This is a genomic window from Haemophilus parainfluenzae (assembly GCF_014931275.1).
GTDB lineage: Bacteria > Pseudomonadota > Gammaproteobacteria > Enterobacterales > Pasteurellaceae > Haemophilus_D.
Genome location: NZ_CP063110.1, coordinates 1,443,523 through 1,468,463 on the forward strand (window position 1 = coordinate 1,443,523; position 24,941 = coordinate 1,468,463).

The 24,941-nt window shown below is 39.3% G+C and carries 21 protein-coding genes and 1 pseudogene; 13 read left to right on the forward strand and 9 right to left on the reverse strand.

Features of this window, described 5'->3' with window-relative positions:
• Position 1: 1 nt before the first annotated feature.
• The 4 genes and pseudogenes from sucD (at position 2) to cysB (ending at position 3,651) form a co-directional block, all read left to right on the forward strand.
• Complete coding sequence (sucD, locus tag INQ00_RS07095; RefSeq protein ID WP_054419373.1) at positions 2-871, forward strand: succinate--CoA ligase subunit alpha; 870 nt, start codon at positions 2-4, stop codon at positions 869-871.
• Positions 872-993: 122 nt separating this feature from the next.
• Positions 994-1,617: an L-threonylcarbamoyladenylate synthase gene (locus tag INQ00_RS07100; protein WP_049384264.1), complete on the forward strand. Its 624-nt coding sequence runs from the start codon at positions 994-996 to the stop codon at positions 1,615-1,617.
• Positions 1,618-1,734: 117 nt separating this feature from the next.
• Positions 1,735-2,667: pseudogene (rluB, locus tag INQ00_RS07105) on the forward strand (23S rRNA pseudouridine(2605) synthase RluB); the annotation flags it as partial.
• A 12-nt stretch (positions 2,668-2,679) separates the two neighbouring features.
• Entirely contained in the window at positions 2,680-3,651 is a 972-nt protein-coding gene (gene cysB / locus INQ00_RS07110; protein WP_014065284.1) for an HTH-type transcriptional regulator CysB, read from the forward strand.
• 55 nt (positions 3,652-3,706) lie between these two features.
• Here cysB and INQ00_RS07115 read toward each other — a convergent pair whose 3' ends face one another.
• Together INQ00_RS07115 and prmB are read right to left on the reverse strand one after the other, a co-directional pair.
• Positions 3,707-4,771 (reverse strand): MFS transporter, encoded by a 1,065-nt coding sequence (locus tag INQ00_RS07115; protein WP_197546621.1) that lies wholly within the window; start codon positions 4,769-4,771, stop codon positions 3,707-3,709.
• Between the two features lie 97 nt (positions 4,772-4,868).
• On the reverse strand, positions 4,869-5,813 hold the full coding sequence (prmB, locus tag INQ00_RS07120) for a 50S ribosomal protein L3 N(5)-glutamine methyltransferase (RefSeq protein WP_197546622.1): 945 nt from the start codon (positions 5,811-5,813) through the stop codon (positions 4,869-4,871).
• Positions 5,814-5,897: 84 nt separating this feature from the next.
• On the opposite strand from prmB, the gene smrB reads away from it, so the two are divergent.
• On the forward strand, positions 5,898-6,407 hold the full coding sequence (gene smrB / locus INQ00_RS07125) for an endonuclease SmrB (protein ID WP_111386212.1): 510 nt from the start codon (positions 5,898-5,900) through the stop codon (positions 6,405-6,407).
• 33 nt (positions 6,408-6,440) lie between these two features.
• Here the strand turns inward: smrB and argS are convergent, their stop codons facing one another.
• Positions 6,441-8,174, reverse strand: a complete 1,734-nt coding sequence (argS, locus tag INQ00_RS07130; RefSeq protein ID WP_197546623.1) for an arginine--tRNA ligase — start codon at positions 8,172-8,174, stop codon at positions 6,441-6,443.
• Positions 8,175-8,262: 88 nt separating this feature from the next.
• Here argS and INQ00_RS07135 point away from each other — a divergent pair, with 88 nt between their 5' ends.
• The 4 genes from INQ00_RS07135 (at position 8,263) to dapD (ending at position 10,598) form a co-directional block, all read left to right on the forward strand.
• A complete protein-coding gene (locus tag INQ00_RS07135) occupies positions 8,263-8,832 on the forward strand; it encodes a VOC family protein (RefSeq protein ID WP_070582357.1) in 570 nt (189 codons plus the stop codon).
• Positions 8,833-8,836: 4 nt separating this feature from the next.
• Positions 8,837-9,136: a hypothetical protein gene (locus INQ00_RS07140; protein WP_049365853.1), complete on the forward strand. Its 300-nt coding sequence runs from the start codon at positions 8,837-8,839 to the stop codon at positions 9,134-9,136.
• Positions 9,137-9,159: 23 nt separating this feature from the next.
• A complete protein-coding gene (locus INQ00_RS07145) occupies positions 9,160-9,624 on the forward strand; it encodes an outer membrane lipoprotein (protein WP_054419391.1) in 465 nt (154 codons plus the stop codon).
• Between the two features lie 146 nt (positions 9,625-9,770).
• Positions 9,771-10,598 (forward strand): 2,3,4,5-tetrahydropyridine-2,6-dicarboxylate N-succinyltransferase, encoded by an 828-nt coding sequence (dapD, locus tag INQ00_RS07150; RefSeq protein WP_197546624.1) that lies wholly within the window; start codon positions 9,771-9,773, stop codon positions 10,596-10,598.
• A gap of 71 nt (positions 10,599-10,669) precedes the next feature.
• Here the strand turns inward: dapD and tehB are convergent, their stop codons facing one another.
• Positions 10,670-11,530, reverse strand: coding sequence for an SAM-dependent methyltransferase TehB (gene tehB / locus INQ00_RS07155; protein WP_197546625.1), 861 nt, complete (start codon positions 11,528-11,530; stop codon positions 10,670-10,672).
• 104 nt (positions 11,531-11,634) lie between these two features.
• The gene (gene metG / locus INQ00_RS07160; RefSeq protein ID WP_197546626.1) at positions 11,635-13,683 is read right to left on the reverse strand and encodes a methionine--tRNA ligase; all 2,049 of its coding nucleotides are present in this window, start codon (positions 13,681-13,683) and stop codon (positions 11,635-11,637) included.
• Positions 13,684-13,844: 161 nt separating this feature from the next.
• On the opposite strand from metG, the gene apbC reads away from it, so the two are divergent.
• The gene (gene apbC / locus INQ00_RS07165) at positions 13,845-14,957 is read left to right on the forward strand and encodes an iron-sulfur cluster carrier protein ApbC (RefSeq protein WP_014065294.1); all 1,113 of its coding nucleotides are present in this window, start codon (positions 13,845-13,847) and stop codon (positions 14,955-14,957) included.
• A gap of 72 nt (positions 14,958-15,029) precedes the next feature.
• Here apbC and INQ00_RS07170 read toward each other — a convergent pair whose 3' ends face one another.
• The 4 genes from INQ00_RS07170 to INQ00_RS07185 form a co-directional block, all read right to left on the reverse strand.
• Positions 15,030-15,659: a histidine phosphatase family protein gene (locus INQ00_RS07170; protein WP_197546627.1), complete on the reverse strand. Its 630-nt coding sequence runs from the start codon at positions 15,657-15,659 to the stop codon at positions 15,030-15,032.
• A 53-nt stretch (positions 15,660-15,712) separates the two neighbouring features.
• Positions 15,713-17,080 carry a toxin/drug exporter TdeA gene (gene tdeA / locus INQ00_RS07175; RefSeq protein ID WP_197546628.1) on the reverse strand — a complete coding sequence of 456 codons (1,368 nt, stop codon included), beginning with the start codon at positions 17,078-17,080 and terminating at the stop codon, positions 15,713-15,715.
• An 84-nt stretch (positions 17,081-17,164) separates the two neighbouring features.
• Positions 17,165-19,096, reverse strand: coding sequence for a MacB family efflux pump subunit (locus INQ00_RS07180; protein ID WP_197546629.1), 1,932 nt, complete (start codon positions 19,094-19,096; stop codon positions 17,165-17,167).
• A gap of 18 nt (positions 19,097-19,114) precedes the next feature.
• Positions 19,115-20,293: an efflux RND transporter periplasmic adaptor subunit gene (locus INQ00_RS07185; protein ID WP_197546630.1), complete on the reverse strand. Its 1,179-nt coding sequence runs from the start codon at positions 20,291-20,293 to the stop codon at positions 19,115-19,117.
• A gap of 224 nt (positions 20,294-20,517) precedes the next feature.
• Between INQ00_RS07185 and glnS the strand changes: the two genes are divergently transcribed.
• The 3 genes from glnS to malQ all read left to right on the forward strand — a co-directional run bounded on the left by glnS (position 20,518) and on the right by malQ (position 24,933).
• Complete coding sequence (glnS, locus tag INQ00_RS07190) at positions 20,518-22,191, forward strand: glutamine--tRNA ligase (RefSeq protein WP_197546631.1); 1,674 nt, start codon at positions 20,518-20,520, stop codon at positions 22,189-22,191.
• A 66-nt stretch (positions 22,192-22,257) separates the two neighbouring features.
• On the forward strand, positions 22,258-22,698 hold the full coding sequence (locus tag INQ00_RS07195) for a YcgN family cysteine cluster protein (RefSeq protein ID WP_197546632.1): 441 nt from the start codon (positions 22,258-22,260) through the stop codon (positions 22,696-22,698).
• Positions 22,699-22,836: 138 nt separating this feature from the next.
• Positions 22,837-24,933, forward strand: a complete 2,097-nt coding sequence (gene malQ / locus INQ00_RS07200; protein ID WP_197546633.1) for a 4-alpha-glucanotransferase — start codon at positions 22,837-22,839, stop codon at positions 24,931-24,933.
• The last annotated feature ends 8 nt before the right edge of the window (positions 24,934-24,941 follow it).

The window sequence follows — 24,941 nt, forward strand, 5'->3', positions numbered from 1 at the left end:
CATGGCGATTTTAATTAATAAAGAGACAAAAGTAATTTGCCAAGGTTTCACCGGTGCGCAAGGGACATTTCACTGCGAGCAAGCATTGGCTTATGGCACAAAGTTAGTCGGTGGAATTTCACCGAATAAAGGCGGAACAACGCACTTAGGTTTACCAGTATTTAATACAGTGCGTGAAGCAGTAAAAGCGACAGGTGCTACGGCAACCATGATTTATGTACCCGCACCATTTTGTAAAGATGCAATTTTTGAAGCCATTGATGCAGGCATTCAGTTAGTAGTTTGTATTACAGAAGGTATTCCAACATTGGATATGTTGTTAGTGAAGCAAAAATTAAATGAAACGGGTGTCGTTATGATCGGGCCGAATTGCCCAGGCGTGATTACACCAGATGAATGCAAGATTGGTATTATGCCAGGCAATATCCATAAAAAAGGCAGAGTAGGGATTGTTTCTCGTTCTGGTACGTTGACCTATGAAGCGGTACAACAGACAACAGATGAAGGTTTTGGTCAATCTACTTGTGTAGGGATCGGTGGCGATCCTATTCCAGGATCCAACTTCATTGATATTCTAAAACGTTTCCAAGAAGATCCTGAAACTGAAGCTATCGTGATGATTGGTGAAATCGGTGGCTCAGCAGAAGAAGAGGCTGCTGCGTTTATTAAATCTCATGTGACAAAACCTGTGGTGGCTTATATCGCAGGCGTGACGGCGCCAAAAGGTAAGCGTATGGGACACGCTGGAGCGATTATCAGCGGTGGAAAAGGAACGGCAGAAGATAAAATTGCTGCACTTGAAGCAGCTGGCGTGAAGACAGTGAGAAGTCTTGCTGAAATCGGTTCAGCTCTCCGTGAATTGTTGAAATAAACTACTTAAAAAATTGACCGCACTTTGGATTAGTTTTCAAAGTGCGGTCGTTTTTTATAACAAATTCTTATAACTACATCTAAATCGGTGTATAATCTCGTCAGTTTTTTAAGGACAAAATTATGAGCCAATTTTTCTATATCCACCCTGAAAATCCGCAAGCGCGTTTGATTAATCAAGCGGTAGAAATCTTGCGTCAAGGTGGTGTCATTGTGTACCCGACAGATTCGGGCTATGCCTTAGGCTGTATGATCGGCGATAAACATGCGATGGATCGTATTGTTGCGATTCGTAAATTGCCAGAAGGGCATAATTTTACGTTGGTATGTAGCGATTTATCCGAGCTTTCAACCTACGCAACGGTGAGCAATTCGGCTTATCGTTTAATTAAAAACAATACACCGGGGCGTTACACCTTTATTTTAACGGCAACGAAAGAACTTCCACGCCGATTAATGACCTCAAAACGCAAGACCATTGGATTGCGTGTGCCGGATAATCAAATCGCTTTGGATTTATTGAACGCATTAGGTGAACCGATTTTATCTTGCTCACTGATGTTGCCTGATAATGAACATATGACTTATTCCGATCCAGAAGAGATTCGTGAATGTTTAGAACGTCAAGTGGATTTAATTATTCATGGTGGCTATTTAGGTCAAGAGCCAACAACGGTGGTGGATTTAACGGAAGAATCGCCAGTCATTTTACGTGAAGGAAGTGGTAGCACCGCTCCTTTCATTTAACTTATTTTAGACGCTTGGGAAAGCGACAAAGGAAAACCGATGAAACCTATTCAAAAAACAGTCAGACAAGAACGTGAAAAACAAGCGGGAAAGCAACCGCACTTTGAGCGTAAAGAACGTAAAAGTGCGGTCAATTCTGACATCAAATCAACCCCTAAAGCTAAGGTAGCTAGACCATCGCGTCAATCTACTGTAGAAGGTGAAAAATTACAGAAAGTGCTTGCGCGTGCAGGGCAAGGCTCTCGTCGTGAAATTGAAGCGATGATTGCTGAAAACCGTGTGAGTGTCGATGGCAAAATGGCGACTCTTGGCGATCGTATTGATGTACATTCTGGTGTAAAAGTGCGTATTGATGGTAGAATCATCAACCTTCAACAAGCACAAAAAGAAGTATGCCGTGTATTAATGTATTACAAACCAGAAGGCGAACTTTGTACCCGCAGCGATCCTGAAGGTCGTGCAACTGTATTTGATCGTTTACCACGCTTAAATGGCGCAAGATGGATTGCAGTCGGTCGTTTGGATATTAATACTTCTGGCTTATTACTTTTCACGACAGATGGTGAATTAGCTAACCGTTTAATGCACCCAAGCCGTGAAGTTGAACGTGAATATTCCGTGCGTGTATTTGGTCAAGTGGACGATGCTATGTTAGCGCGTTTACGTAAAGGTGTGCAGTTGGAAGATGGTCCAGCCAATTTCAAAGAAATCAAATTTGCAGGTGGTGTTGGGATTAACCAATGGTACGACGTGACCTTAATGGAAGGTCGTAACCGTGAAGTGCGCCGTCTGTGGGAATCACAAGGTATTCAAGTAAGCCGCTTAATTCGTATTCGTTACGGCAACATTAAGCTAATGAAAGGCTTACCGCGTGGTGGCTGGGAAGAAATGGATCTGGAAAACGTCAACTATCTACGTGAGTTAGTGGGCTTGCCACCAGAAACTGAAACCAAATTAGACGTAACAAAGCCTCGTCGCCGACCAAAATCAGGTCAAATTCGTAAAGCAGTAAAACGTTATACTGAGTTAAGTAAACGCTATAAAAAATAGGTGGTATTAGCGATGAAAATGCAGCAACTTCGCTATATTGTTGAGATTGTAAACCAAAATTTAAACGTGACAGAAGCAGCCAATGCGCTTTATACCTCTCAGCCAGGTATCAGTAAACAAGTTCGTTTGCTAGAAGATGAACTCGGTTTAGAGATTTTTGAGCGTAATGGTAAACACATTAAATCCATTACACCTGCGGGTAAAAAGATCGTGGCTATTGCTCGTGAGCTTTTGGTGAAAGCGCAAAGCATTAAATCGGTTGCCAATGAATATACTTGCCCAAATCATGGTGTGTTACGCATTGCAACAACCAATACGCAAGCGCGTTATATGCTGCCAGCTGTGGTAGAACGTTTCTCTAAACAATATCCAGATGTAAGTTTACATATTCATCAAGGTTCACCGACCCAAATTCACGATGCGTTGATTTCTGGCGAAGTGGATTTAGCGATCACAACAGAAGCACCATATCTTTTTGATGATTTGATTCAACTGCCTTGCTATTTATGGAATCGTTCGGTGATTGTTAAACCCGATCATCCTTTAGCAAAAGTGAAAGAACTTACCGTTGAAGAATTAGGCAAATATCCGTTAGTCACTTATACCTTTGGCTTTACTGGTGTATCTGATTTAGATTATGCGTTTAATCGCGCGGGTATTTTGCCGAATATTGTGTTTACTGCAACGGATGCTGACGTGATTAAAACCTATGTGCGTTTAGGATTAGGCGTGGGCATTATGGCATCTATGGCGCATACGCCAGCCGATACGGATTTAGTGGCGATTGATGCAGGGCATTTGTTCCGTGCAAGTATGACGCAAATTGCGTTTAAACACAGCACTTTTTTACGCAACTATATGTATGATTTTATCGAATTTTTCTCACCGCACTTAACGCGTCCAATGGTTGAAAAAGCCGAGAGATTGCGTGATAACAATGCCGTGAAGAAATTGTTTGATAATGTCGAATTAGATGTGAAGTAAAATAGCAAAAATAAAAGGGCGGTCAGAATTTAAGACGAATTCTGACCGCTCTTTTTTATAATAAAAATAAATGCGGCACTAAATTCATGACGATTACTGTCGCAATGGAAAGCAATAATCGGGATGAGCCAAAGATAAAGCCTCGGTTGGTACCATTATCAAATTTTACTAATAAATTTGCCATCGCTGTTAAAGCATAGACTTCAATCACCGTGAAGATGACCAAGTAAATATAAGCAGAAACCAAAGAAATATATTTCAACGTAATAAACCAAGGCAGGATAATACCAACAGCTAAGATTGGCGCCACCCATAGTGTTTGTTTAATCGTTAAATTAATTTTTCGAGAAAAATAACTTTGTAGCAACACAGTCAGCAAACCATTTACAAAAAGTGCAATGGGGGAGTGTTCCGGCATGCCTAATTTATTATCAAACAGGAATGGGAAGATAACAAAGAATGACGTTGCAATGGAAAGTGGAATAAACAGCATCAAATGCACAAGTAAAAACTCTTTGGTGATGATTTCTTTAATTTGGGCAAAGCGAAATTTCACTAAGGTTTGCGAGGTTTGGATTTGATAAAACGGTTTTACCATTAAAGCAAAGAGAGCCGCTTCCATAGCAAAGCATACCCAAATCAGTGACTCTATGTGATCGTATTTGATAAATGGAATCACCAACAAAGGCGCAAACATCGACGACATAGAAGTGACTTTCAAATATTTTCCCTGTAATCGGGTTTTCTCTTTGTATTCTTCACCCGCGAGCACCAATAGGCAGGCTTTCGCATTGGTACCAAACAAACAGCTCCCTAAGCCAAAACAGGTAGTGGCAATTAAAAGCAGAATATAATTGTCTGCAGAGAGAAAGAAAATATAGGCGATCACATCTAAAAAGCATCCGAGCAACATCATTTTTGCCAGACCAAAACGATCGCCCCAGATACCGGCTAAAATCGCTAATGCTTGGTTGCAGAAGAAAAGCAACGAGAGCGAAAAGGCAATTTCGCTGTTGCTTAATCCTTTTCCTTGTAAATAGATGAAAAATACCGTTTGCATGGAAAAGAATGCAAGGGTAGAAAAGAAACGACGAGTCAGTAAAAGTTTTTGTAAATTCATTGTTTTATTTAAAAAAGAAAAGCACGCGTAAAGAACGCGCGCCAGTAATTTGTTAAGTGCGGTCAAAATTTACGACGATTTTTAACCGCATTTGAGATTAAAAAGAATCGTGATATTTCACTAAATCTTCGCGGCTAATGGCAAATACACCTAGACCACCATTTTTTAGTTCAACCCATTCAAACGGTACATCTGGATATTGCTCGATGAGGCTCACCATGCTGTTGCCCACTTCACAGATGAGCATGCCATTTGGCGTTAAATAATCTGGTGCTTGTTTTAAAATTTGTTTTGTAATTTCTAAACCATCAACACCAGAACCTAAGGCTAATTCAGGCTCATAGTGGAATTCTTCTGGCATATCTGCCAAGTCTTCTTCATCCACATAAGGTGGGTTGGTCACGATTAAGTCATATTGCTGACCGAAGAGATTTTGGAATAAATCTGATTGAATCGGGAAAACACGATGTTCTAATTGATGGCGCGCAATATTGATTTCTGCCACATTTAACGCATCCACAGAAAGATCGACCGCATCTACTTCAGCTTCAGGAAAGGCTTCAGCCGTCGCGATTGCGATACAACCACTACCGGTACAAAGATCTAAAATACGTTTTGGTTCAGATTTTAAAAGCGGAGCAAATTTATCTTGGATTAATGCACTAATTGGCGAGCGAGGAATAATTGTACGCTCATCCACATAGAATTCTAATCCGCAGAACCACGCACTATTCGTTAAATAAGCGACTGGCACACGTTGTTCAATTCGGCTTAAGACTAATTGTACTAAAGTCTCTTTTTCAGAATGAGTAAGTTTGCTACCAAATAAATCTTGCGGTAAATCGATTGGTAATTGAAGTCCAGCAAGCACTAATTGAAGACTTTCATCCCACGCATTGTCATGGCCTTGCCCGTAGTAAATATCAGAACGGTTGAATGTGCTGTATGTCCAGCGTAAAAAATCTTGAATAGTTGTTAATTCACTTGCCACGTTATCTTCTAAAATTGTCGCAACAAGTTCTTGATTGTGTAAGGTTTCCATTTTCTGCCTCAATAAAAATTTTGGCTAGTTATACCATAGAATAGATGTGCTATCATTAAGCAAAATAACAAATTGAGAAAAATAATGACAGAACCAGATGATTTCGATCTTTTTCGGGCGGAAACCAAAGGGATCAAACCCATTAAGCAAGATACCTTTGTGGCGCCCCGTCAAAAGAGCGGTCAAAAAAAATCTCATTTACGTGATATTCGAGAAAAAGAGGATACGCTTTTCTATTTTTCCGATGAGTATGAACCCTTGCTAAATGAACATGATGGTGTCATCAAATATTTACGCGAAGGGGAAGATAGCCATTTATTGAAGCAACTTCGTCGTGGTGATTTTTCACCCGAATTATTTTTGGATTTGCATGGTTTAACCCGTGAGCAAGCCAAAATGGAATTGGCAGCACTGTTATTAGCTTGTGAAAATGAGCATGTTTATTGCGCGAGCATCATGACCGGCTACGGCACGTTTACGTTGAAAAAACAAATTCCACGTTGGTTAGTTCAGCACCCTAAAGTCCGAGCGTTACACCAAGCTCCCAAAGAATGGGGCGGAGAAGCCGCGATACTCATTTTAGTGGATGTATAAAGAAAAAGTGCGGTCGAAATTGACCGCACTTTTTTACATTTTTTCGATTGTCTTAATACCTAATAACTCTAAACCCTGTTTTAAGGTTTTCTCTGTAAGAGAAGCGAGTTTTAAACGGCTTAATTTTACGTTTTCATCTTCTGCATTTAAGATTGGACAGTGTTCATAGAATGAGGAGAATACACCCGCCAACTCATATAAATAAGCACAGAGCACATGCGGTGTCCCTTCTTTGCCCACCGTTTGAACGGCTTCTTCAAATTGAAGCAATTTGATCGCTAATGCACGTTCTTTTTCATCAGAAAGCTGAATTTTCGCTTCTGCAAGTGCGGTTGGATCCACATCTGCTTTATTGAAGATTGAACGAATACGCGTGTAAGCATATTGCATATAAGGCGCAGTATTACCTTCAAAGCTGAGCATGTTGTCCCAATCGAATACATAGTCAGTCGTGCGGTTTTTAGAAAGATCTGCATATTTCACCGAGCCAATACCTACCGCTTCAATAACCGCTGTTTTTTCATCATCAGATAAATTGGTGTTTTTCTCGTTGATTAATACAGTTGCACGTTCAATCGCTTCATCTAATAAATCTGCTAATTTTACGGTACCGCCAGTACGAGTTTTGAATGGTTTACCATCTTTACCTAACATCATACCGAAGTTTTTATGTTCAAGTGAGAAACTGTCTGGTACATAACCGGCTTTACGCGTAATTAACCACGCTTGTTGCATGTGTTGGCTTTGACGTGTATCAGAGAACACTAATGCACGATCTGCTTTTAAGGTTTCATAACGATATTTAGCCGCCGCGATGTCAGTAGTGGTATAAAGGAAACCGCCATCTTTCTTCTGAACGATAACTCCCATTGGCTCGCCTTCTTTATTCTTGAATTCATCAAGATAAACCACTAATGCACCTTCATCTTCAACCGCTAAACCTTGTTTTTTCAGATCTTCAACGATAGCAGGTAACATAGGGTTATAAAGACTTTCACCCATCACATCTTTTTCGGTCAATGTGACATTTAAACGATCGTAGTTACGTTGGTTTTGTTGCATGGTGATATCGACTAATTTTTTCCACATTGTGCGGCAATATTCATCTCCACCTTGCAATTTCACTACATAGTTACGGGCTTTTTCAGCGAAAGCCTCATTTTCATCATAATGTTTTTTCGCTTCGCGATAGAATGCTTCAAGATCTTGAAGTTCCATTTCGCTTGCGTGTTCATTTTCCATTTTTTCAAGATAAGCAATGAGCATACCAAATTGTGTACCCCAGTCACCTACGTGGTTTGCACGAATAACGTTGTGACCTAAAAATTCAAGGGTGCGAACAACAGCATCACCGATGATGGTAGAGCGTAAATGACCTACGTGCATTTCTTTCGCAACGTTTGGTGAAGAATAATCAATCACGATAGTTTGTTTTTCATTTGCGCTGACACCAAGATTTTGATCTTTTAATGCGGCAGAAACGTTATTTGCTAACCAAGTTGGATTTAAGAAAATATTAATAAAACCTGGACCAGCAATTTCAGTTTTTTCTGCGACATCAGAAAGATCAGCATGATCTAATACTTTTTGTGCAAATTCACGTGGATTTAAACCTAGTTTTTTAGCAGCAGCCATGATGCCGTTTGCTTGGTAGTCGCCAAATTGTGGTTTACCTGATTGGCGAATAAGCGCATCGCATTGTTCATCTGCGCCAGCAGCAATCATCGCTTGTTTAATTTTATCGGATAAAATAGATTGAATATTCACGGTTTTTCCTAATCTTGAAATTGAATAATGAAAATAATCGGCTATGATACCGTTGTTTATAGATTTCTCAAAGTAAGAGCAGGAGAAAATGTCAAATTTAATGGAAAAATCGACCGCACTTTATCAAGAATTGCCTTTATTTCAGGAAAAAATTCAGCAATTAGCCGCCGTTATGAAAGTGAATTTGAATGATTTCCAAATTGATCATTTAGCTTTAAGAGCAAATAGTGAAGAAAAAGCAAAAAATTGGCTGACAGAGTTATTAAAGTGCGGTAGAATTTTAAGCGATAATATCGTCAATGGGCGTCCTATCTATTTGATTGAATTAGATGAGCCAGTTGATTTCATTGGTCAGCCTGTCGATGTTATTGAATTACCGTTTCCTAAAAATAAACAATATCCCCAAGAAACTTGGGAACATATTGAAATTGTAATGCCGTTTTTATCGCATGAATCTGTTGAGGATTGGGTTAATCGGATTTGCAATACATTTTTATGGAAGGAACTAACTCAATTAACCATGAAGGTGAGCGAACCTAAGGTGGAAGGGGAGCAATTGCCCAATCCATCAATTGCAGTGAGTTTTGTTGATAAAACAGAAAATCATGTTTGCATAAAGGTTCATCCTTATACAATAAAGAAAATACTCGAGGTTTAGTGTAATGAAAAAAATTACCTTAGCATTAACTGTCTTATTAAGTTTAGGTTTATCAGCTTGTTCATCTCAATCACAAAAAGATGAAAGCGCTTATAAAGGTCAAGTTATCTTCACCGAATTACAAGGTGATGATGTAAAATTAACCGTTCGTAAAAACGACTGCTCATACAAACAAGAAGGTGAAACCGAAGTGATCGTTCACAAATACGATTCAACTTTAGTAACTGGTGCTTGTGTGAAAGTATCTGACAACGGTCAAGGCGTGAAAAACGTTTCTACTTGGTCTCCAAGAAACCCAATCTAATTTATTTTTAGAAGGTTAGTTTTATGAAAAAAGTAACAGTAGCATTAGCTCTTATGATGTCTATTGGTTTGACTGGTTGTGCAAATACCGATGTTTTTAGCGGTGATGTTTACTCAGCAGATCAAGCGAAAGAGGCTCGTTCAATTAGCTACGGTACAATCGTGTCTGTTCGCCCAGTTAAAATCCAAGCAGATAACAATGGTGTAATTGGTTCTGTTGGTGGCGGTGCTTTAGGTGGTATTGCCGGTGGTACAATTGGCGGTGGTACAGGTCAAGCTATTGCAACTGTTGTTGGTGCGATTGGTGGTGCCATTGTAGGTAGCAAAATTGAAGAAAAAATGAGCCAGGTTAATGGTGCAGAGATTGTTATCAGAAAAGATAACAGAGAAGAAATCGTTGTGGTTCAAAAAGCAGATCCAAGCTTCCAAGCAGGTCGTCGCGTAAGAATCGTTGGCGGTTCATCATTAAATGTTTCTGTTATTAACTAACTAAACGAAAAATAGAAAAAAGCGAGCCATTAGGTTCGCTTTTTTTATGCTTAAAATCAAAAGAAAGTGCGGTTGTTTTTTGCTTGAAAGTCAAAAATATGATAAAACTATCAATCGTTATTTTCACATCGATAATAGGAAGCAAAATGTCAAATTTACAACAAATTATTGAAGCAGCATTTGAAAAACGTGCAGAAATCACGCCTAAAACAGTTGACGCACAAACTCGTGCAGCAATCGAAGAAGTGATCGAAGGACTAGATAGCGGTAAATACCGTGTTGCAGAAAAAATTGATGGTGAATGGGTTACTCACCAATGGTTGAAAAAAGCAGTATTATTATCTTTCCGTATCAATGATAACCAAATCATTGATGGCGCAGAAACTAAATACTACGACAAAGTGGCATTAAAGTTTGCTAACTATACAGAAGAGCGTTTTGCTCAAGAAGGTTTCCGTGTCGTACCTTCTGCAACAGTACGTAAAGGGGCATACATTTCTAAAAACTGTGTATTAATGCCATCTTATGTAAATATCGGTGCATATGTGGGCGAAGGTACCATGGTTGATACATGGGCAACTGTTGGTTCATGTGCGCAAATTGGTAAAAACGTACACTTATCTGGTGGTGTAGGTATCGGTGGTGTGTTAGAGCCATTACAAGCAAACCCAACCATTATCGGCGATAACTGTTTTATCGGTGCACGTTCTGAAGTCGTTGAAGGTGTGATTGTGGAAGATGGTTGTGTGATCTCTATGGGCGTATTCATTGGTCAATCAACTAAAATCTATGATCGTGAAACTGGTGAAGTGTTCTATGGTCGCGTTCCTGCTGGTTCTGTGGTTGTTTCAGGTAGCCTTCCATCAAAATGTGGTAAATACAGCTTATACTGTGCAGTGATCGTGAAAAAAGTTGACGCAAAAACTTTAGGTAAAGTAGGTATCAACGAGTTATTACGTTCTATTGAAGAGTAATTAAAATACCATAAAAAATGACCTCACTTTATATGACAAAGTGCGGTCATTTTCTTTTTTAAATTAGCGAATTATTTTTTTCTTGCTAGCATTGTCGCAAATTTTAATTTAATGCGATTGCCGTTTTCATCAGTTTTATGTAATTCGCCCATATTTTCGTTGTATTCTAAGAATTCCCAATCTTTGTAGTATTCTTTTAATTCACCTTCCGAGAACGTAAATGAGAAGGCTAATGGACAAGGTACTTCAGGCGTGGACATGGCTGCTACAATTAAGTTATAACCACCTGGGTTGGTGTGTTCTTGCATATTCTTAATAATGGCTGGAATACGCTCACGATTTAAGAACATAAATACCACAGTAGATAAAATGAAGTCGTAGTTTTCTTGAATATTGGCGGTGTTAATATCATAAACAGCGGTCTTAATATTCAAATTTTCTTTATCTTTGGTTTCGTTTAAGAAGGCGATACTGTTTTCGTTGTGATCCCAAGAGGTTACATCATAGCCTTTTAAACTTAAATAAAGCGAATTACGACCTTGTCCGCAGCCTAAATCTAGCACTTTACAAGGCTTGATAATTTTAGCTGCATCAACCACATCACCATGCGTTGTAGTCATATTATATTTTTTGCTGAAGTAATCTTCTTTTGTGCAATAGAAACCAAGCGTACATTCTAAGTCATCAGAAAGGGCTTCAACTCGGTGCCAGGCTTGTGGCTCAACAAATGGAATATCACTTTCTGGGGTGAAAATATGTTCAGCAATGACATCGCCATTTTCGGTTAGCTCATAAAACTTAAGTTTACCTTTTAGCACTGTAAGTTTGCCCCAAGTTCCCTCTTTAGTATTGTGTTTTTCTTGGAACATTTTAGGTAATTTATCTTTTGTCCAAATCGGCATTTGTTTATAGCAGATAAGTTCGTTTGTCATAATGAATTCCTTTTAATTTGCGTGATAAATATCTGATTGACATGGTAGGGTATTTAATTCTATTTGGCAATAAAAAAGGCGACCTAAGTCGCCTAAATATTAAATTATTTTACTTGCATACCGGCAGTGACACCGCTATCAGCTGAAAGTAAGAATAAATCACTTCCGCCAGTACCAGCAGAAAGAATCATCCCTTCCGATACGCCGAATTTCATTTTACGCGGTGCAAGGTTTGCAACCACAATAACAAAACGACCTTCTAATTCTTCAGGTTTGTTGTAAGCCGCTTTGATGCCTGAGAACACTTGGCGAGTATGGTCACCTAAATCTAATTCAAAACGTAAGAGCTTGTTAGATTCTGGTACTGCTTCGCATTTCAGCACTTTTGCCACACGCATATCGATTTTAGCAAAATCGTCAATGGTAATGGTGTCAGCAATAGGTTCGACATTTGAAAGAGCGGTCGCTTTTGCCGCTGTTTTTTCTGTCGCTTTGTTTGCTTCAGCGAAAAGTGCTTTAGTTTCTTCTACAACAGCATCAATTTGTTTTTTCTCTAAACGAGAGAAAAGCGCTTTAAATGGGGTTAATTGATGACCTAATAATGGCTGAGCAATATTATCCCAAGTAAGTTCTGTTTGTAAGAACGCTTCTGCACGTTCAGCCAGTTTTGGAAGAACCGGTTTTAAGTAAGACATTAATACACGGAAAAGCTCGATGCCCATTGAGCAAACCGCTTGTAATTCGGCCTCTTTGCCTTCTTCTTTTGCAATTACCCAAGGCGCTTTTTCATCAATATATTTATTGGCTTTATCGGTTAATGCCATGATTTCACGAATGGCTTTGTTGTATTCACGGCTTTCATAATAAGCAGCGATTTGTTCAGCTTGTGCCGTAAATTCAGCAAAAAGTGCTTCGTCTTCTAATTTATCTGCTAGTTTGCTCTCGAAACGTTTTGCGATAAAACCTGCGTTACGAGAAGCCAAGTTCACTAATTTATTAACGATATCCGTATTGACACGTTGAACGAAATCTTCCAAGTTAAAATCAAGATCTTCGATACGATCGTTTAATTTTGCTGCGTAGTAATAACGTAAACATTCCGGATCAATGTGATTTAAATAGGTGCTGGCTTGGATAAATGTACCGCGTGATTTTGACATTTTGGCACCATCTACGGTGACATAACCGTGAGCAAAGACATTGGTTGGTTTGCGGTATTCGCTCCCTTCTAACATCGCTGGCCAGAACAGGCTGTGGAAATACACGATATCTTTACCAATAAAGTGATAAAGTTCAGCGTCGCTGTTTTCTCCCCAGAATTCATTAAAATCAATGCCTTCACGATCGCAGAGATTTTTAAAAGAAGCTATGTAGCCAATTGGCGCATCTAACCAAACATAGAAGAATTTATCTTTTGCACCTGGAATTTCAAAACCAAAATAAGGTGCATCACGAGAGATATCCCACTGTTGTAAGCCACTTTCAAACCATTCTTGCATTTTATTTGCAATTTCAGGTTGAAGTGAGCCAGAGCGCGTCCATTCTTTTAACATGCCTTCAAAAGCAGGTAAATCAAAGAAAAAGTGTTCAGATTCTTTGACGATTGGTGTTGCTCCTGACACTGCAGAACGTGGATTAATTAAATCCATTGGGCTATAAGTAGAGGCACAAACTTCACAGTTATCGCCATATTGATCTTCTGCTTTACATTTTGGGCAAGTCCCTTTGACGAAGCGATCTGGCAAGAACATATTTTTTTCAGGATCGAATAACTGGGAAATGACTTTCGTTTTAATGAAACCTTTCGCTTTTAATTTATTGTAAATATCGGCCGTGATTTGTTTATTTTCTTCACTGTGAGTAGAGTGATAGTTATCGAAACTGATATTAAAGCCTGCAAAATCACGTACGTGATCAGCTTTTGCTTTTGCGATTAATTCTTCTGGTGTAATGCCTAATTTATCGGCATTAAGCATAATTGGGGTACCGTGCGCATCATCTGCACAAACAAAATGAATTTTATTGCCACGCATACGTTGGAAACGTACCCAAATATCCGCTTGAATATGTTCTAACATGTGGCCTAAATGAATGGCGCCATTTGCATAAGGTAATGCACAAGTGACTAAAATTTTACGAGGTTGAGTTGTCATTATCTTTCTCTTATTCTTTTTGCAAAAATTGCGAGTATGTTACCCGATTAGTGCGATTTTTTCTAGTTTAGTTATACTTTTAGCTTAACATTTGAGGTGTAAAAAGGGTAAAATATCCCTGACAAATTTACTCTACTACCTACTACTATTAAAGGAATATTATGGCAACTGCTTTTTCTGAAAATTTAACGGCAGAACAACAATCTCAAGTTCTGCAAGTTTTCCAACAATTTCAACATCCAAGTTTGCAAAAAGACTTAATCGCATTAAATACTTTGAAGAAAGTAGAAAAAGGCGGTGACGTATTACGTATTGAATTACAATTGCCTTTTGCATGGAACACTGGCGTGGAGCAAGTGAAACAGCAACTTTCTGATGCGTTATTGAAAGCAACAGATAGCAAAGAAATCAAATGGGTGGTGAATTATCAAATCGCTACTTTAAAACGTGCGAATAATCAACCCGCTGTAAAAGGCGTGAAGAACATCATTGCGGTGACTTCAGGTAAAGGTGGGGTGGGTAAATCCTCTGTTTCGGTGAACCTTGCCCTTGCTTTACAAGCTCAAGGTGCTCGTGTGGGTATTTTAGATGCGGATATTTATGGTCCATCTGTTCCGCATATGTTAGGCGCCCCACACCAACGCCCAACTTCACCAGATAACCAACATATCACCCCGATTAAAGCACATGGTTTATCTGCAAACTCGATCGGTTTCTTAATGGATGAAGATAATGCAACCATTTGGCGTGGTCCAATGGCAAGTAGTGCATTAAGTCAGCTTTTGAATGAAACCTTATGGGATAGCTTAGATTATTTAGTGATCGATATGCCACCGGGTACAGGTGATATCCAATTAACCCTTTCACAACAAATCCCTGTAACGGGTGCGGTAGTGGTCACAACACCACAAGACATCGCGTTATTAGATGCGGTGAAAGGTGTATCGATGTTTGAACGTGTATCTGTGCCAGTGTTAGGTATTGTGGAAAATATGTCTATGCATATTTGTAGCAACTGTGGACACCACGAAGCAATTTTTGGCACTGGTGGTGCAGAAAAAATGGCACAAAAATACAATGTGAAAGTATTAGGTCAGTTACCGTTGAATATCCAAGTTCGTCAAGATTTGGATGCGGGTAAACCAACAGTGGTTGCTGCACCAGACAGTGAAATTGCGAAATCTTTCTTAGATTTAGCGGAGAAAGTATCAACTGAGCTTTACTGGCAAGGTTCTGTGATTCCAAGCGAGATTTTATTCCGCGAAGTGAAATAATCACAAAAACATCATAAAAATTAACCGCACTTTAGGTCATCCAAAGTGCGGTTATTTTTTGGCTAAATTTGCTTATTTTAAATGATCCGCATCATTTATTTTCTCAACGCGAAAACCGTTCTCATCGTCATAATGTACAACACTAATTGAGGTATTAATGAGCGATACCGATTTATCTTCATCGCGGTGATTTTGCCACGTTGCGCCGTTTAACAAGGCAAGTAATAAACGCAAGGTATGGCCATGCGACACAATAAGAATATTACCTTGATCGTGGATCTTAATAATATCCTGTAATGCTTTCATGGCACGTTTGCCTAATTGTTCGAATGTTTCTCCGCCATTTACTTGAGCTTTGTAATTGGCGGGATCTTTAATTAGCTGTTTAAATTCAGGGTGTTCTCTTAACGTATCAACAACTTTACCTTCCCAAGAACCAAAATACTGTTCGTTTAAACCTTGGTGATGGAAAAGGGGAATATCACGTTCACCAATAATATGAGAGGCAGTTGCGATAGTACGGTTTAATACGCTAGAATAAGCGGCAATGAAAGGAATATGATTAAGTGCCATACCTGTTTTTTTCGCACCATTAATGCCTTCTTCGGTTAAAGGGGAATCGCCATGACCTTGCATTAAACCCTCCGTATTCCAAACGGTTTTACCATGGCGAATGAAATAAAAAGTCAGCTGTTTTTTCATTTTGCATATCCATAAAAAAAATTAAGGAAGCCGAAACTTCCTTAATCATAATTTTAACGAGAGTAATAACCTGCCATTGAGCTATATACGGCATTTTCTGCTTGAATAATGTTGTATTTCGCATTCAAGATAGAAAGTTGAGAGCTTTTCTCTGTATTTGCCGCGGCGAGCCATTCACGTAATTCAGATACACCCGCATTGTAACGATCACGATAGTATTTGGTGATACGTTGGTTATAGCTGTGTGTTTTTTGCAAGTTAGCAAAGGCACTTTGTGCTTGTGTATAGGCGAAGTAGTTGGTATCTACATCATTCAAGGCTTTAGTAATACTTTGCTCATAGTTTAAACGTGCGGTTTCATAATCTGCCTCAGAGATTTTCACGTTCCATTTTACCGTATTCCAGTTGAGGAATGGTAGGCTAATGCCGATTAAACCTGTACCAACTGGATTGTGCAATGCATTACCGACTTTGGTGCCACTTGATGTTAAGCTACCGCCTAAAGTGACTTCAGGGAACCAACCTTTTTCAGTTGCTTTTGCATTTTTGAATGCATTGCTTAAGCGATATTGATAGCCTTTCACATCAGGACGATTCGCAATCACAGAAACTGGAACGTTTAAATTTACGCCCACATTTTTCACATTAAGAATGTGTGGGAAGTTGATATTTAATGCTTCTTCTGGTTTTAAGTTCAGTAAGTTACGTAAAGTTTGTTCTGCAGTTTTACGTTGTGTTTGATAGTTGATCAAGTTGTTACGTGCATTCAATACCGCTTGTTGTGCTTGATCTACACTTGCGCTGTCCGCAACACCTTGTGATAAACGGCGTTGCATAATGCTGCTAATATCGTTGTAGTATTTAATGCTTTCTTGCGTGGTGCTGATCGCGTCATTCAAGTAGGCAATTTGATAATAGGTTGTCACAACAGAGTTGATGAGTGACAGTTTCGTTGCTTCTAAATCTTCAGCCGTTGCTTTGTGTGACCATTCGGCGGCATCAGCGGTATCCGCTAAACGTTGCCATAGATCTAACGTATAACTCACATTTAATGCACCTTTATGACTGATGGTTGAGCTGCCACCTGTTTTTACATTTTTACTTGCAGAAGATTGGGTTGAACCACTAAATGCAGGAATTAAATTCGCACCTGCAAGGTTTGCATTATATAGAGCGCGGTTTACGGCGACAGACGCTTTGGCTAAATCTTTGTTATTAACTAATGCTTGTTCTACTACACGATTTAATTGTGAATCATTGTAAAGTGCCCACCAGTTTTCTTTTACATTAAATTGTTTGGTGATTTCCGCATAATTTTGGTAATCCTGCTGGCTCGCTTTATAAGAATCGCCGATGTTAGCACAACCCGCTAGAGCAGTTGCCATCGCGATTGCTAAGGTTAATTTTTTCATTTTTAACATGGATTTTTTCCTTTCTTTTTAATTAAAGTGCGGTCAAAAATTAGTGAGAATTTTAACCGCTCTTTTGAGTTTTACAAAATTTCTTTATTCTCTCGCAAGGGCGGTAATTGGATCTAATTGTGCTGCACGTTTTGCCGGCATATAACCGAAGATCACACCAATCAGGGTAGAGAAGACCACCGCTGCAACAATTGAGCCAGTTGAGAATGCCATCGTAAAGTCCGTCATAAATACGTTAAATAGCAGACCGATTAAGCCCGAAAGCAGAATGCCCGTCACGCCGCCAATTAAACAAATCAACACGGCTTCAATTAAAAATTGTTGCAGAATGTTAAATTGTCTCGCGCCAATAGCCATGCGCACACCAATCTCTTTAGTTCGCTCTGTCACAGAAACCAACATAATATTCATTACACCAATACCACCAACGATTAATGAAATAAAGGCGATAGAGGAAATGAGCAATTTCATCGTGCCGGTTGTGCTTTCAATAGTTTGTTTAATGGTATCGCTATTCATGATGAAGAAATCTTTTTTACCATGACGCATAGTGAGCAATTCAGTAATTCCTTTTTCAGCGACAGTCGTATTCACGGAATCATCTACTTTTACGGTAATCGAACCAATTTTTTTGCTGCCCGAAATACGATTCATCACGGTAGTGTAAGGGGCATAGAGATTAAGTGAACTGCTTGCCCCGCCCATTTGTTTATCAGATACCACGCCAATAATACGTAGTGGACGTTTATTAAACATCACGATTTTGCCGATAGGATTTTCATCAGGGAAAATCGACTTTTTCGCACTTTCATCGATTAAGGCTACTTGATTGTTATCAGCAACATCTTGAGCAGAAAATAAATTGCCTGATTTTAGTTTTAATCCATCTACATCAAAATATTGTTCGCCTACACCTTTTAAACTGGTCGAGGAGAAAGTTTGGTTACCATAAATTAATGTGCCACTTGATGAACTATTTGGTGTCACACTTTGCACATAACTTTGTTGATTTAATGCAGTAGCATCATTAATCGTGAGATTTTGCATTTGTTCAGCACGACGATCGCCAAAGCCTGTACCATTAAAAATCGTTATGGTGCTCGTCCCAATTCCTCGAATATTTTCCAAGATTTTTTGCTGTGAACCATTTCCCAATGCCACGACGGAAACCACAGACGTAATCCCGATAATAATCCCGAGCATAGTTAAAAGAGAACGCATTTTGTGGGCAATAATCGCACTCACAGACATACGAAAGGCTTCAACAAATTGATCTTTGCTGAACCCAAAGTGCGGTTTAGATTTGGTTGGATTTTCGACCGCACTTTTTACCGCTTCTTTTTGCGTATCACCAATGATTTCGCCATCTTTAATTTCAATCACGCGATTCGCACTGGCGGCAATTTCTCGGTCGTGGGTTACCATAATAATAGTGTGGCCTTCTGCGTGTAATTGACGCAGAATTTCCATCACATTTTGACCGCTTTGTGAATCCAATGCACCAGTGGGTTCATCGGCTAAAATAATTTCACCGCCATTCATCAACGCACGCGCAATACTCACACGTTGTTGCTGACCACCAGAAAGCTGGCTTGGTTTATTTTGCCATTTATCGCCTAAGCCCAATTTTTCTAAAAGTTGTTTTGCACGAGAAAGACGTTTTTCTTGCGACATCCCCGCATAAATTGCAGGCAAGGCGACGTTTTCTGCTGCGGTCAAGCTCGACAATAAGTTATAGCGTTGGAAAATAAAGCCGAATTTTTGGCTACGTAAATCTGAAAGTTGATCTTTGCTTAATTCAATGGTTTCTTTCCCATTGATTTTGTAAGAACCACTGGTTGCCGTATCCAAGCATCCGATGATATTCATCAAGGTCGATTTACCGGAACCCGATTGCCCAATAATCGCGACGAAATCGCCTTTTTCTATATTTAAAGCGACATTCTTTAAAATATGAACACGATTTTCGCCTTCACCGAAGTAACGGTTGAGATCCGTAATTTCAATAATATTCATTAAATTTCTACCGCACTTTTAGAACATTCTTGGACCACGAGGCATAGAGCCAACTTGTTCACCATTCGCAACTTGCGACACAATGACTTTTTCACCTTCGTTTAAACCCGATTTGATTTCAGTTTTGAAATCATTTTGAACGCCGATTTCAACTTCACGCGGTTCAGATTGATTTTTATCATTCAATACATTCACAAAGCTTTTGCCATCACGTTTTTGAATAGCCATATTGGAAACCAATAACACATCCTTGGCGTTGGCAATTTTGATGTTGTTTTCTGTCGTCATCCCGATGCGTAAAGTACGATCAGGGTTATCAATTAAAACATTAGCGTAATAGTAGATCGCACTGGTTGTGGAGCTGCTTGAGCTACTTAAAGATGATGTTGAAGAGCTATCACTTGTCGTGGTATTGGCTGGATCAACAGAATCAATGACGGAGTGATATACGGTTTGGCTATCTGATAAAATAGTAAAGCTGACTTCTTGACCTGCTTTGACTTTGGTAATGTCACCTTCCGAAATCTCAGGCTTAATTTTCATTTTACTTAAATCAGCAATGGTCACAATTGTTGGCGTCGTTTGGTTGGCATTAACGGTTTGACCTTCAGAAACGGGAACTGAAATAACTGTGCCATCCATTGGTGCAGTGATTTTGGTGTAGCCCACATTGGTTTCAGCGGTATTCACTTCAATTTCAGCTTGTTTGATATTGGCTTCAATGGCTTCCATTTCAGCTTTCGCATTATCAAGCGTGCTTTTAGCCGTATTTACACTATCTAAAGATGTCGCTTTTTGCGTATAAAGTTTTGATAAGCGGTTATAGCTTGAAAGGGCAACATCGTAAGCGGTTTTCTTCGCTTTTAATTGTGCTTGATAGCTAACCAATGCCGCCTTTTTGGTATTTAAGGTATTAATTTGGGTTGTGGAATCAATATCAGCGATCATTTCACCTTTTTTGATTTCTTGCCCTAACTTGACATAGAGTTTGGTGATTTTACCCGAAGCTTGGGCGCCGACATCGACTTCATTCACGCTTTCAACTGAACCAGAAGCGATAACTGTTTTTTCAACATTACCACGTGTAACCGATTCAGTAAGATAAGTGGTTTCTTGCTTGCTATTGCTAGAGAAAAAATAATAAGCCGCACCAGCAGCGACGAGTAATCCGAGTAAAATAAAAAAGCGTTTTTTCATAAAGACTTTGTCATCCTAAATAAAAAAAATGAACGTTTGTTCAGTAAAAGTGTATTTTAAAGGTAAACTTTTCAGTTTGCACGAAAAATCTTCAAATTAGACTTAAAAATCCTCAAAAATTCAGTCTTAATTTAATGAAAGTGCGGTTAGTTTTGGGATCAAATTCACAACGTCAGACTTTTCGTATAGAATGGGGTAATTATTTTCAATTTATTGAGAAATTTATGAGCAATACAGAACACACTCTAGAAAATGCGGAAAATACCCGCACACACAATTTCATTACTCAAATTATTGATGAAGATTTAGCTTCAGGTAAACACAAAAGCGTTCATACTCGTTTTCCACCTGAGCCGAACGGCTATTTGCATATCGGTCACGCAAAATCGATTTGCTTAAACTTCGGTTTAGCAAAAGAATATAATGGTTTATGTAACCTACGTTTTGATGATACCAACCCAGTGAAAGAAGATGTGGAATATGTGGATTCCATTAAAGCCGATGTGGAATGGTTAGGCTTTAAATGGGAAGGCGAACCGCGTTATGCGTCTGATTACTTCGATGCACTTTATGGCTATGCCATTGAGTTAATCGAAAAAGGTTTAGCGTATGTGGATGAACTTTCTCCAGATGAAATGCGTGAGTATCGTGGTACATTAACCGAGCCGGGCAAAAACAGTCCATATCGTGATCGCAGCGTAGAAGAAAACTTAGCGTTATTCGAGAGAATGAAAAATGGCGAATTTGCTGAAGGTACATTAAGTCTTCGTGCAAAAATCGACATGGCTTCACCATTTATGGTCATGCGTGACCCTGTGCTTTATCGTATTAAATTTGCGAGCCATCACCAAACCGGTGACAAATGGTGCATTTACCCAATGTACGATTTTACTCACTGTATCTCTGATGCGATTGAGCGTATTACACACTCTTTATGTACATTAGAGTTCCAAGATAACCGTCGTTTATATGACTGGGTGTTGGACAATATTAGTATTGAACGTCCATTACCGCATCAATATGAATTTTCACGTTTGAATTTAGAAGGCACGTTAACATCTAAACGTAAATTATTAAAATTAGTGAATGAAGGTATTGTGGATGGTTGGAACGATCCGCGTATGCCGACGATTTCAGGTTTACGTCGTCGTGGTTATACACCGGCTTCATTACGTGAATTCTGCCGTCGTATTGGTGTAACTAAACAAGATAACGTCGTAGAGTATTCTGCACTTGAAGCCTGCATTCGTGAAGATTTAAACGAAAACGCACCACGCGCAATGGCGGTGATTGATCCTGTTCGTGTTGTGATTGAAAACTTTGAAGGCGAAGAAACCTTAACGGCCCCAAATCACCCGAATCGTCCTGAATTAGGTGAGCGTCAATTACCGTTTACGAAAGAGCTTTATATTGATCGCGCAGACTTCCGTGAAGAAGCAAACAAACAATATAAACGTTTAGTGTTAGGTAAAGAAGTGCGTTTACGTAACGCTTACGTGATTAAAGCTGAACGTGTCGAAAAAGATGCAAATGGAGAAATCACTACAATCTTCTGTACTTACGATCCAGAAACATTAGGTAAGAATCCAGCAGATGGACGCAAAGTAAAAGGGGTAATTCACTGGGTATCTGCAGTACATAATCACCCAGCGGAGTTCCGTTTATATGAACGTCTCTTCACCGTACCAAACCCAGGTGCAGCGGAAGAAATCGAAAGCGTGTTAAATCCAACCTCTTTAGTGGTAAAACACGGTTTTGTAGAACAAAGCCTCGCAAATGCGGAACCAGAAAAAGGTTACCAATTTGAACGCGAAGGTTATTTCTGTGCGGATAACAAAGATAGCCGCCCAGAGCACTTAGTGTTTAACTTAACCGTAAGCTTAAAAGAAGGCTTCTAATTCTAAACAACAAAGTGCGGTCAAAAATCACGTAAATTTTGACCGCGCTTTTTTATTGGTTTCACTATGCAATTTGAATCTCATTTTTGGCAAAAAAAATCGCTCCTTGAAATGACAGAATCCGAATGGGAAGCCTTATGTGATGGCTGCGGAAAATGCTGTTATCGAAAATATATCCAAGGGCGGGGCAAGCGTGAAAAGCTCTATTACACGCGCATTGCTTGCAATCTATTAGATGTGGAAACAGGGAAGTGTCGTAATTATCCTGAACGTTTTAAAATCGAAAGTGATTGTACGAAATTAACCAAAAAGAATTTGCCTGATTTTGGTTGGCTGCCGAATACCTGTGCATATCGTTTATTGTATGAGGAGAAACCTTTGCCCGAATGGCATCCATTAGTTAGCGGCGATCCTAATTCTGTGAAAAAAGCAGGCATTTTAATTCAAGATGGCATACACGAAGAAGACGTCATTGATTGGTTTGAATTTGTCATTGAAACCGAATAATTCTGATTTAGGTGCTTTTTTATTCTCTTCAAACTTCGTTTTTTGATTTAGGTCACAATTTGCTAGATTGGCAATTGTATTTCAACTGTGCTTACCTATAATACTTAATAAGTATTATGTAGATATATTATCAGGTGTATGCAAATGACCTCATCCATTAAACAATCCGCTGAAAAACTTGGCATTTCACTTTCCCATTATGATATTGACGGGCATTTAATTTATGCATCGCCCAGTTCTATTGATTATTTTATCGAGCAGTTGCAATTTCCGCCGAATACTGGTCAAAATCAACTGTTCCAAGATGTAATATGTGCCTTTGAAAACGAACCGATTCAGTATGATTTAACCGCGTTTTCTTCTCCTCCTGATGCTTCTTTGCGTTATCAATTGCTCGACGAGCAAAACCAAATTCAGTTTGAAAAAACAATTCCATATTCAACCGCACTTTCGTTGCCTGCTTTGCCTTTTGGCTATTATCGTTTGGTGATTTTTATCGCCCAACAAACTTTCTCGGTTCAAATTTTGGTTTCACCAAGAACAGCGTATCAACCGCCTTTATTAGAACAACAAAAAGCCTGGGGTGTGAATGTTCAGCTTTATAGCCTACGTTCAAAACATAACTGGGGTATTGGTGACTTTTCAGATTTAGCGTATTTGATTGAGAAAAGTGCCGAACATGGCGCGGATTTTGTCGGAATTAACCCGTTACATTTACTTTATCCATCCGTACCAGAATGGGCGAGCCCTTATAGCTCTTCCTCTCGTCGTTGGTTGAACTTTATTTATCTTGATGTAACGGCATTGCCAGAATTTAAATTGGCAAAATCAGTACAAAATTGGGTTAACTCTGAGGATATCGCTAACTTAATTCAATCTTTGCGCGATCAAGATACCGTCAACTACAGTGCAGTAACTGAATTAAAACTAAGCGCACTTGAACAACTCTTTGCCTTTAGTCAACGCAGTAAATCTGCCGCAATTATCAAACGTCGTGAAGCGTTTGCGGCTTATCAAAAAGAGCAAGGCGAGGCATTGTTTTTACAAGGCTTATTTAATGTTTTAGACAAAATTGAACATGCTGATCAACAAGCTGAAGAAAACACTATTGGTTGGTTGGGTTGGCGTGAAGAATGGCAACATCTCACTGCTGTAAAACGCAAAGCATTAATTAAACAATATAAATCGGAAATTGACTTTTTCGCTTGGTTGCAATGGCTAACTGAACAACAATTGAATGACCTAAAACATCTTTGCCAAAAAGTAGGTATGCGTTTAGGTATCTATGGTGATTTAGCGGTAAATAGCTCACGCGGTAGTGTGGATGTATGGTCGCAACCTGAGCTTTATTGCGTGAAAGCCTCGGTGGGTGCACCACCAGATCCGCTTGGTCCAGTCGGTCAAAACTGGAATTTACCACCTTACAATCCAAGCCAATTAAAAGCCACAGGCTTTGCCGCAGTGATTACGATGCTTCGTGCGAATATGCAGCATTTTGGTATTTTACGTATTGATCACGTAATGGGCTTATTCCGTTTATGGTTAATTCCAGAAGGCAAAACAGCGGCAGATGGCCTTTATGTGCATTATCCGTTTGATGAGTTGATGGCAATTCTAGCCATCGAAAGCCAACGCAATCAATGTTTAATCATCGGTGAAGATTTAGGTACAGTGCCAGATGAAGTGCGGTGGAAATTAAACGAGTTTCGAATTTTCTCGTATTTTGTGTTGTATTTTGCTCAACGTAATCGCCAATATCCACATGCGAATGAATTCCCACGTCATGCTTATGCGACGATTGGTACACATGATGTGCCTTCCTTGCAAAGTTTCTGGCATTGTCGTGATTTAGCGTTGTTTGATGAACTCAATATTTTAAAAGGCGATGTACTAAAAGAAAAATATGATCAGCGGGTCATTGATAAACAAGCCATGATTGATAGCTTGCATCGTGACGGCTATTTACCACCAGATTATCACGGTGACGCTTTAAGTATGGCGATGCACGATAATCTTAACCGCCAAATTCATCGCTATTTGGCCAACAGTCAAAGCGCTTTAATTGGTGTTCAATTAGAGAACTTAATCGGACAAGAAATTTCATTCAATCTGCCAGGGACTTCAACAGAATATCCAAACTGGCAGAAGAAACTCGGACAATCCTTAGAGCTGATTTTTAATGACGAAAACTTAAAGACATTTTTTGCTCAAATTAATCAAGCTCGCAAAGCATAAAGGAGTAT

Excerpts from the sequence above, each read along its gene's own strand:
- sucD (WP_054419373.1), top strand. The coding sequence starts at position 2 with ATGGCGATTTTAATTAATAAAGAGACAAAAGTAATTTGCCAAGGTTTC.
- INQ00_RS07100 (WP_049384264.1), top strand. The coding sequence starts at position 994 with ATGAGCCAATTTTTCTATATCCACCCTGAAAATCCGCAAGCGCGTTTG.
- cysB (WP_014065284.1), top strand. The coding sequence starts at position 2,680 with ATGAAAATGCAGCAACTTCGCTATATTGTTGAGATTGTAAACCAAAAT.
- INQ00_RS07115 (WP_197546621.1), bottom strand. The coding sequence starts at position 4,771 with ATGAATTTACAAAAACTTTTACTGACTCGTCGTTTCTTTTCTACCCTT.
- prmB (WP_197546622.1), bottom strand. The coding sequence starts at position 5,813 with ATGGAAACCTTACACAATCAAGAACTTGTTGCGACAATTTTAGAAGAT.
- smrB (WP_111386212.1), top strand. The coding sequence starts at position 5,898 with ATGACAGAACCAGATGATTTCGATCTTTTTCGGGCGGAAACCAAAGGG.
- INQ00_RS07135 (WP_070582357.1), top strand. The coding sequence starts at position 8,263 with ATGTCAAATTTAATGGAAAAATCGACCGCACTTTATCAAGAATTGCCT.
- INQ00_RS07140 (WP_049365853.1), top strand. The coding sequence starts at position 8,837 with ATGAAAAAAATTACCTTAGCATTAACTGTCTTATTAAGTTTAGGTTTA.
- INQ00_RS07145 (WP_054419391.1), top strand. The coding sequence starts at position 9,160 with ATGAAAAAAGTAACAGTAGCATTAGCTCTTATGATGTCTATTGGTTTG.
- dapD (WP_197546624.1), top strand. The coding sequence starts at position 9,771 with ATGTCAAATTTACAACAAATTATTGAAGCAGCATTTGAAAAACGTGCA.
- tehB (WP_197546625.1), bottom strand. The coding sequence starts at position 11,530 with ATGACAAACGAACTTATCTGCTATAAACAAATGCCGATTTGGACAAAA.
- metG (WP_197546626.1), bottom strand. The coding sequence starts at position 13,683 with ATGACAACTCAACCTCGTAAAATTTTAGTCACTTGTGCATTACCTTAT.
- apbC (WP_014065294.1), top strand. The coding sequence starts at position 13,845 with ATGGCAACTGCTTTTTCTGAAAATTTAACGGCAGAACAACAATCTCAA.
- INQ00_RS07170 (WP_197546627.1), bottom strand. The coding sequence starts at position 15,659 with ATGAAAAAACAGCTGACTTTTTATTTCATTCGCCATGGTAAAACCGTT.
- tdeA (WP_197546628.1), bottom strand. The coding sequence starts at position 17,080 with ATGTTAAAAATGAAAAAATTAACCTTAGCAATCGCGATGGCAACTGCT.
- INQ00_RS07180 (WP_197546629.1), bottom strand. The coding sequence starts at position 19,096 with ATGAATATTATTGAAATTACGGATCTCAACCGTTACTTCGGTGAAGGC.
- INQ00_RS07185 (WP_197546630.1), bottom strand. The coding sequence starts at position 20,293 with ATGAAAAAACGCTTTTTTATTTTACTCGGATTACTCGTCGCTGCTGGT.
- glnS (WP_197546631.1), top strand. The coding sequence starts at position 20,518 with ATGAGCAATACAGAACACACTCTAGAAAATGCGGAAAATACCCGCACA.
- INQ00_RS07195 (WP_197546632.1), top strand. The coding sequence starts at position 22,258 with ATGCAATTTGAATCTCATTTTTGGCAAAAAAAATCGCTCCTTGAAATG.
- malQ (WP_197546633.1), top strand. The coding sequence starts at position 22,837 with ATGCAAATGACCTCATCCATTAAACAATCCGCTGAAAAACTTGGCATT.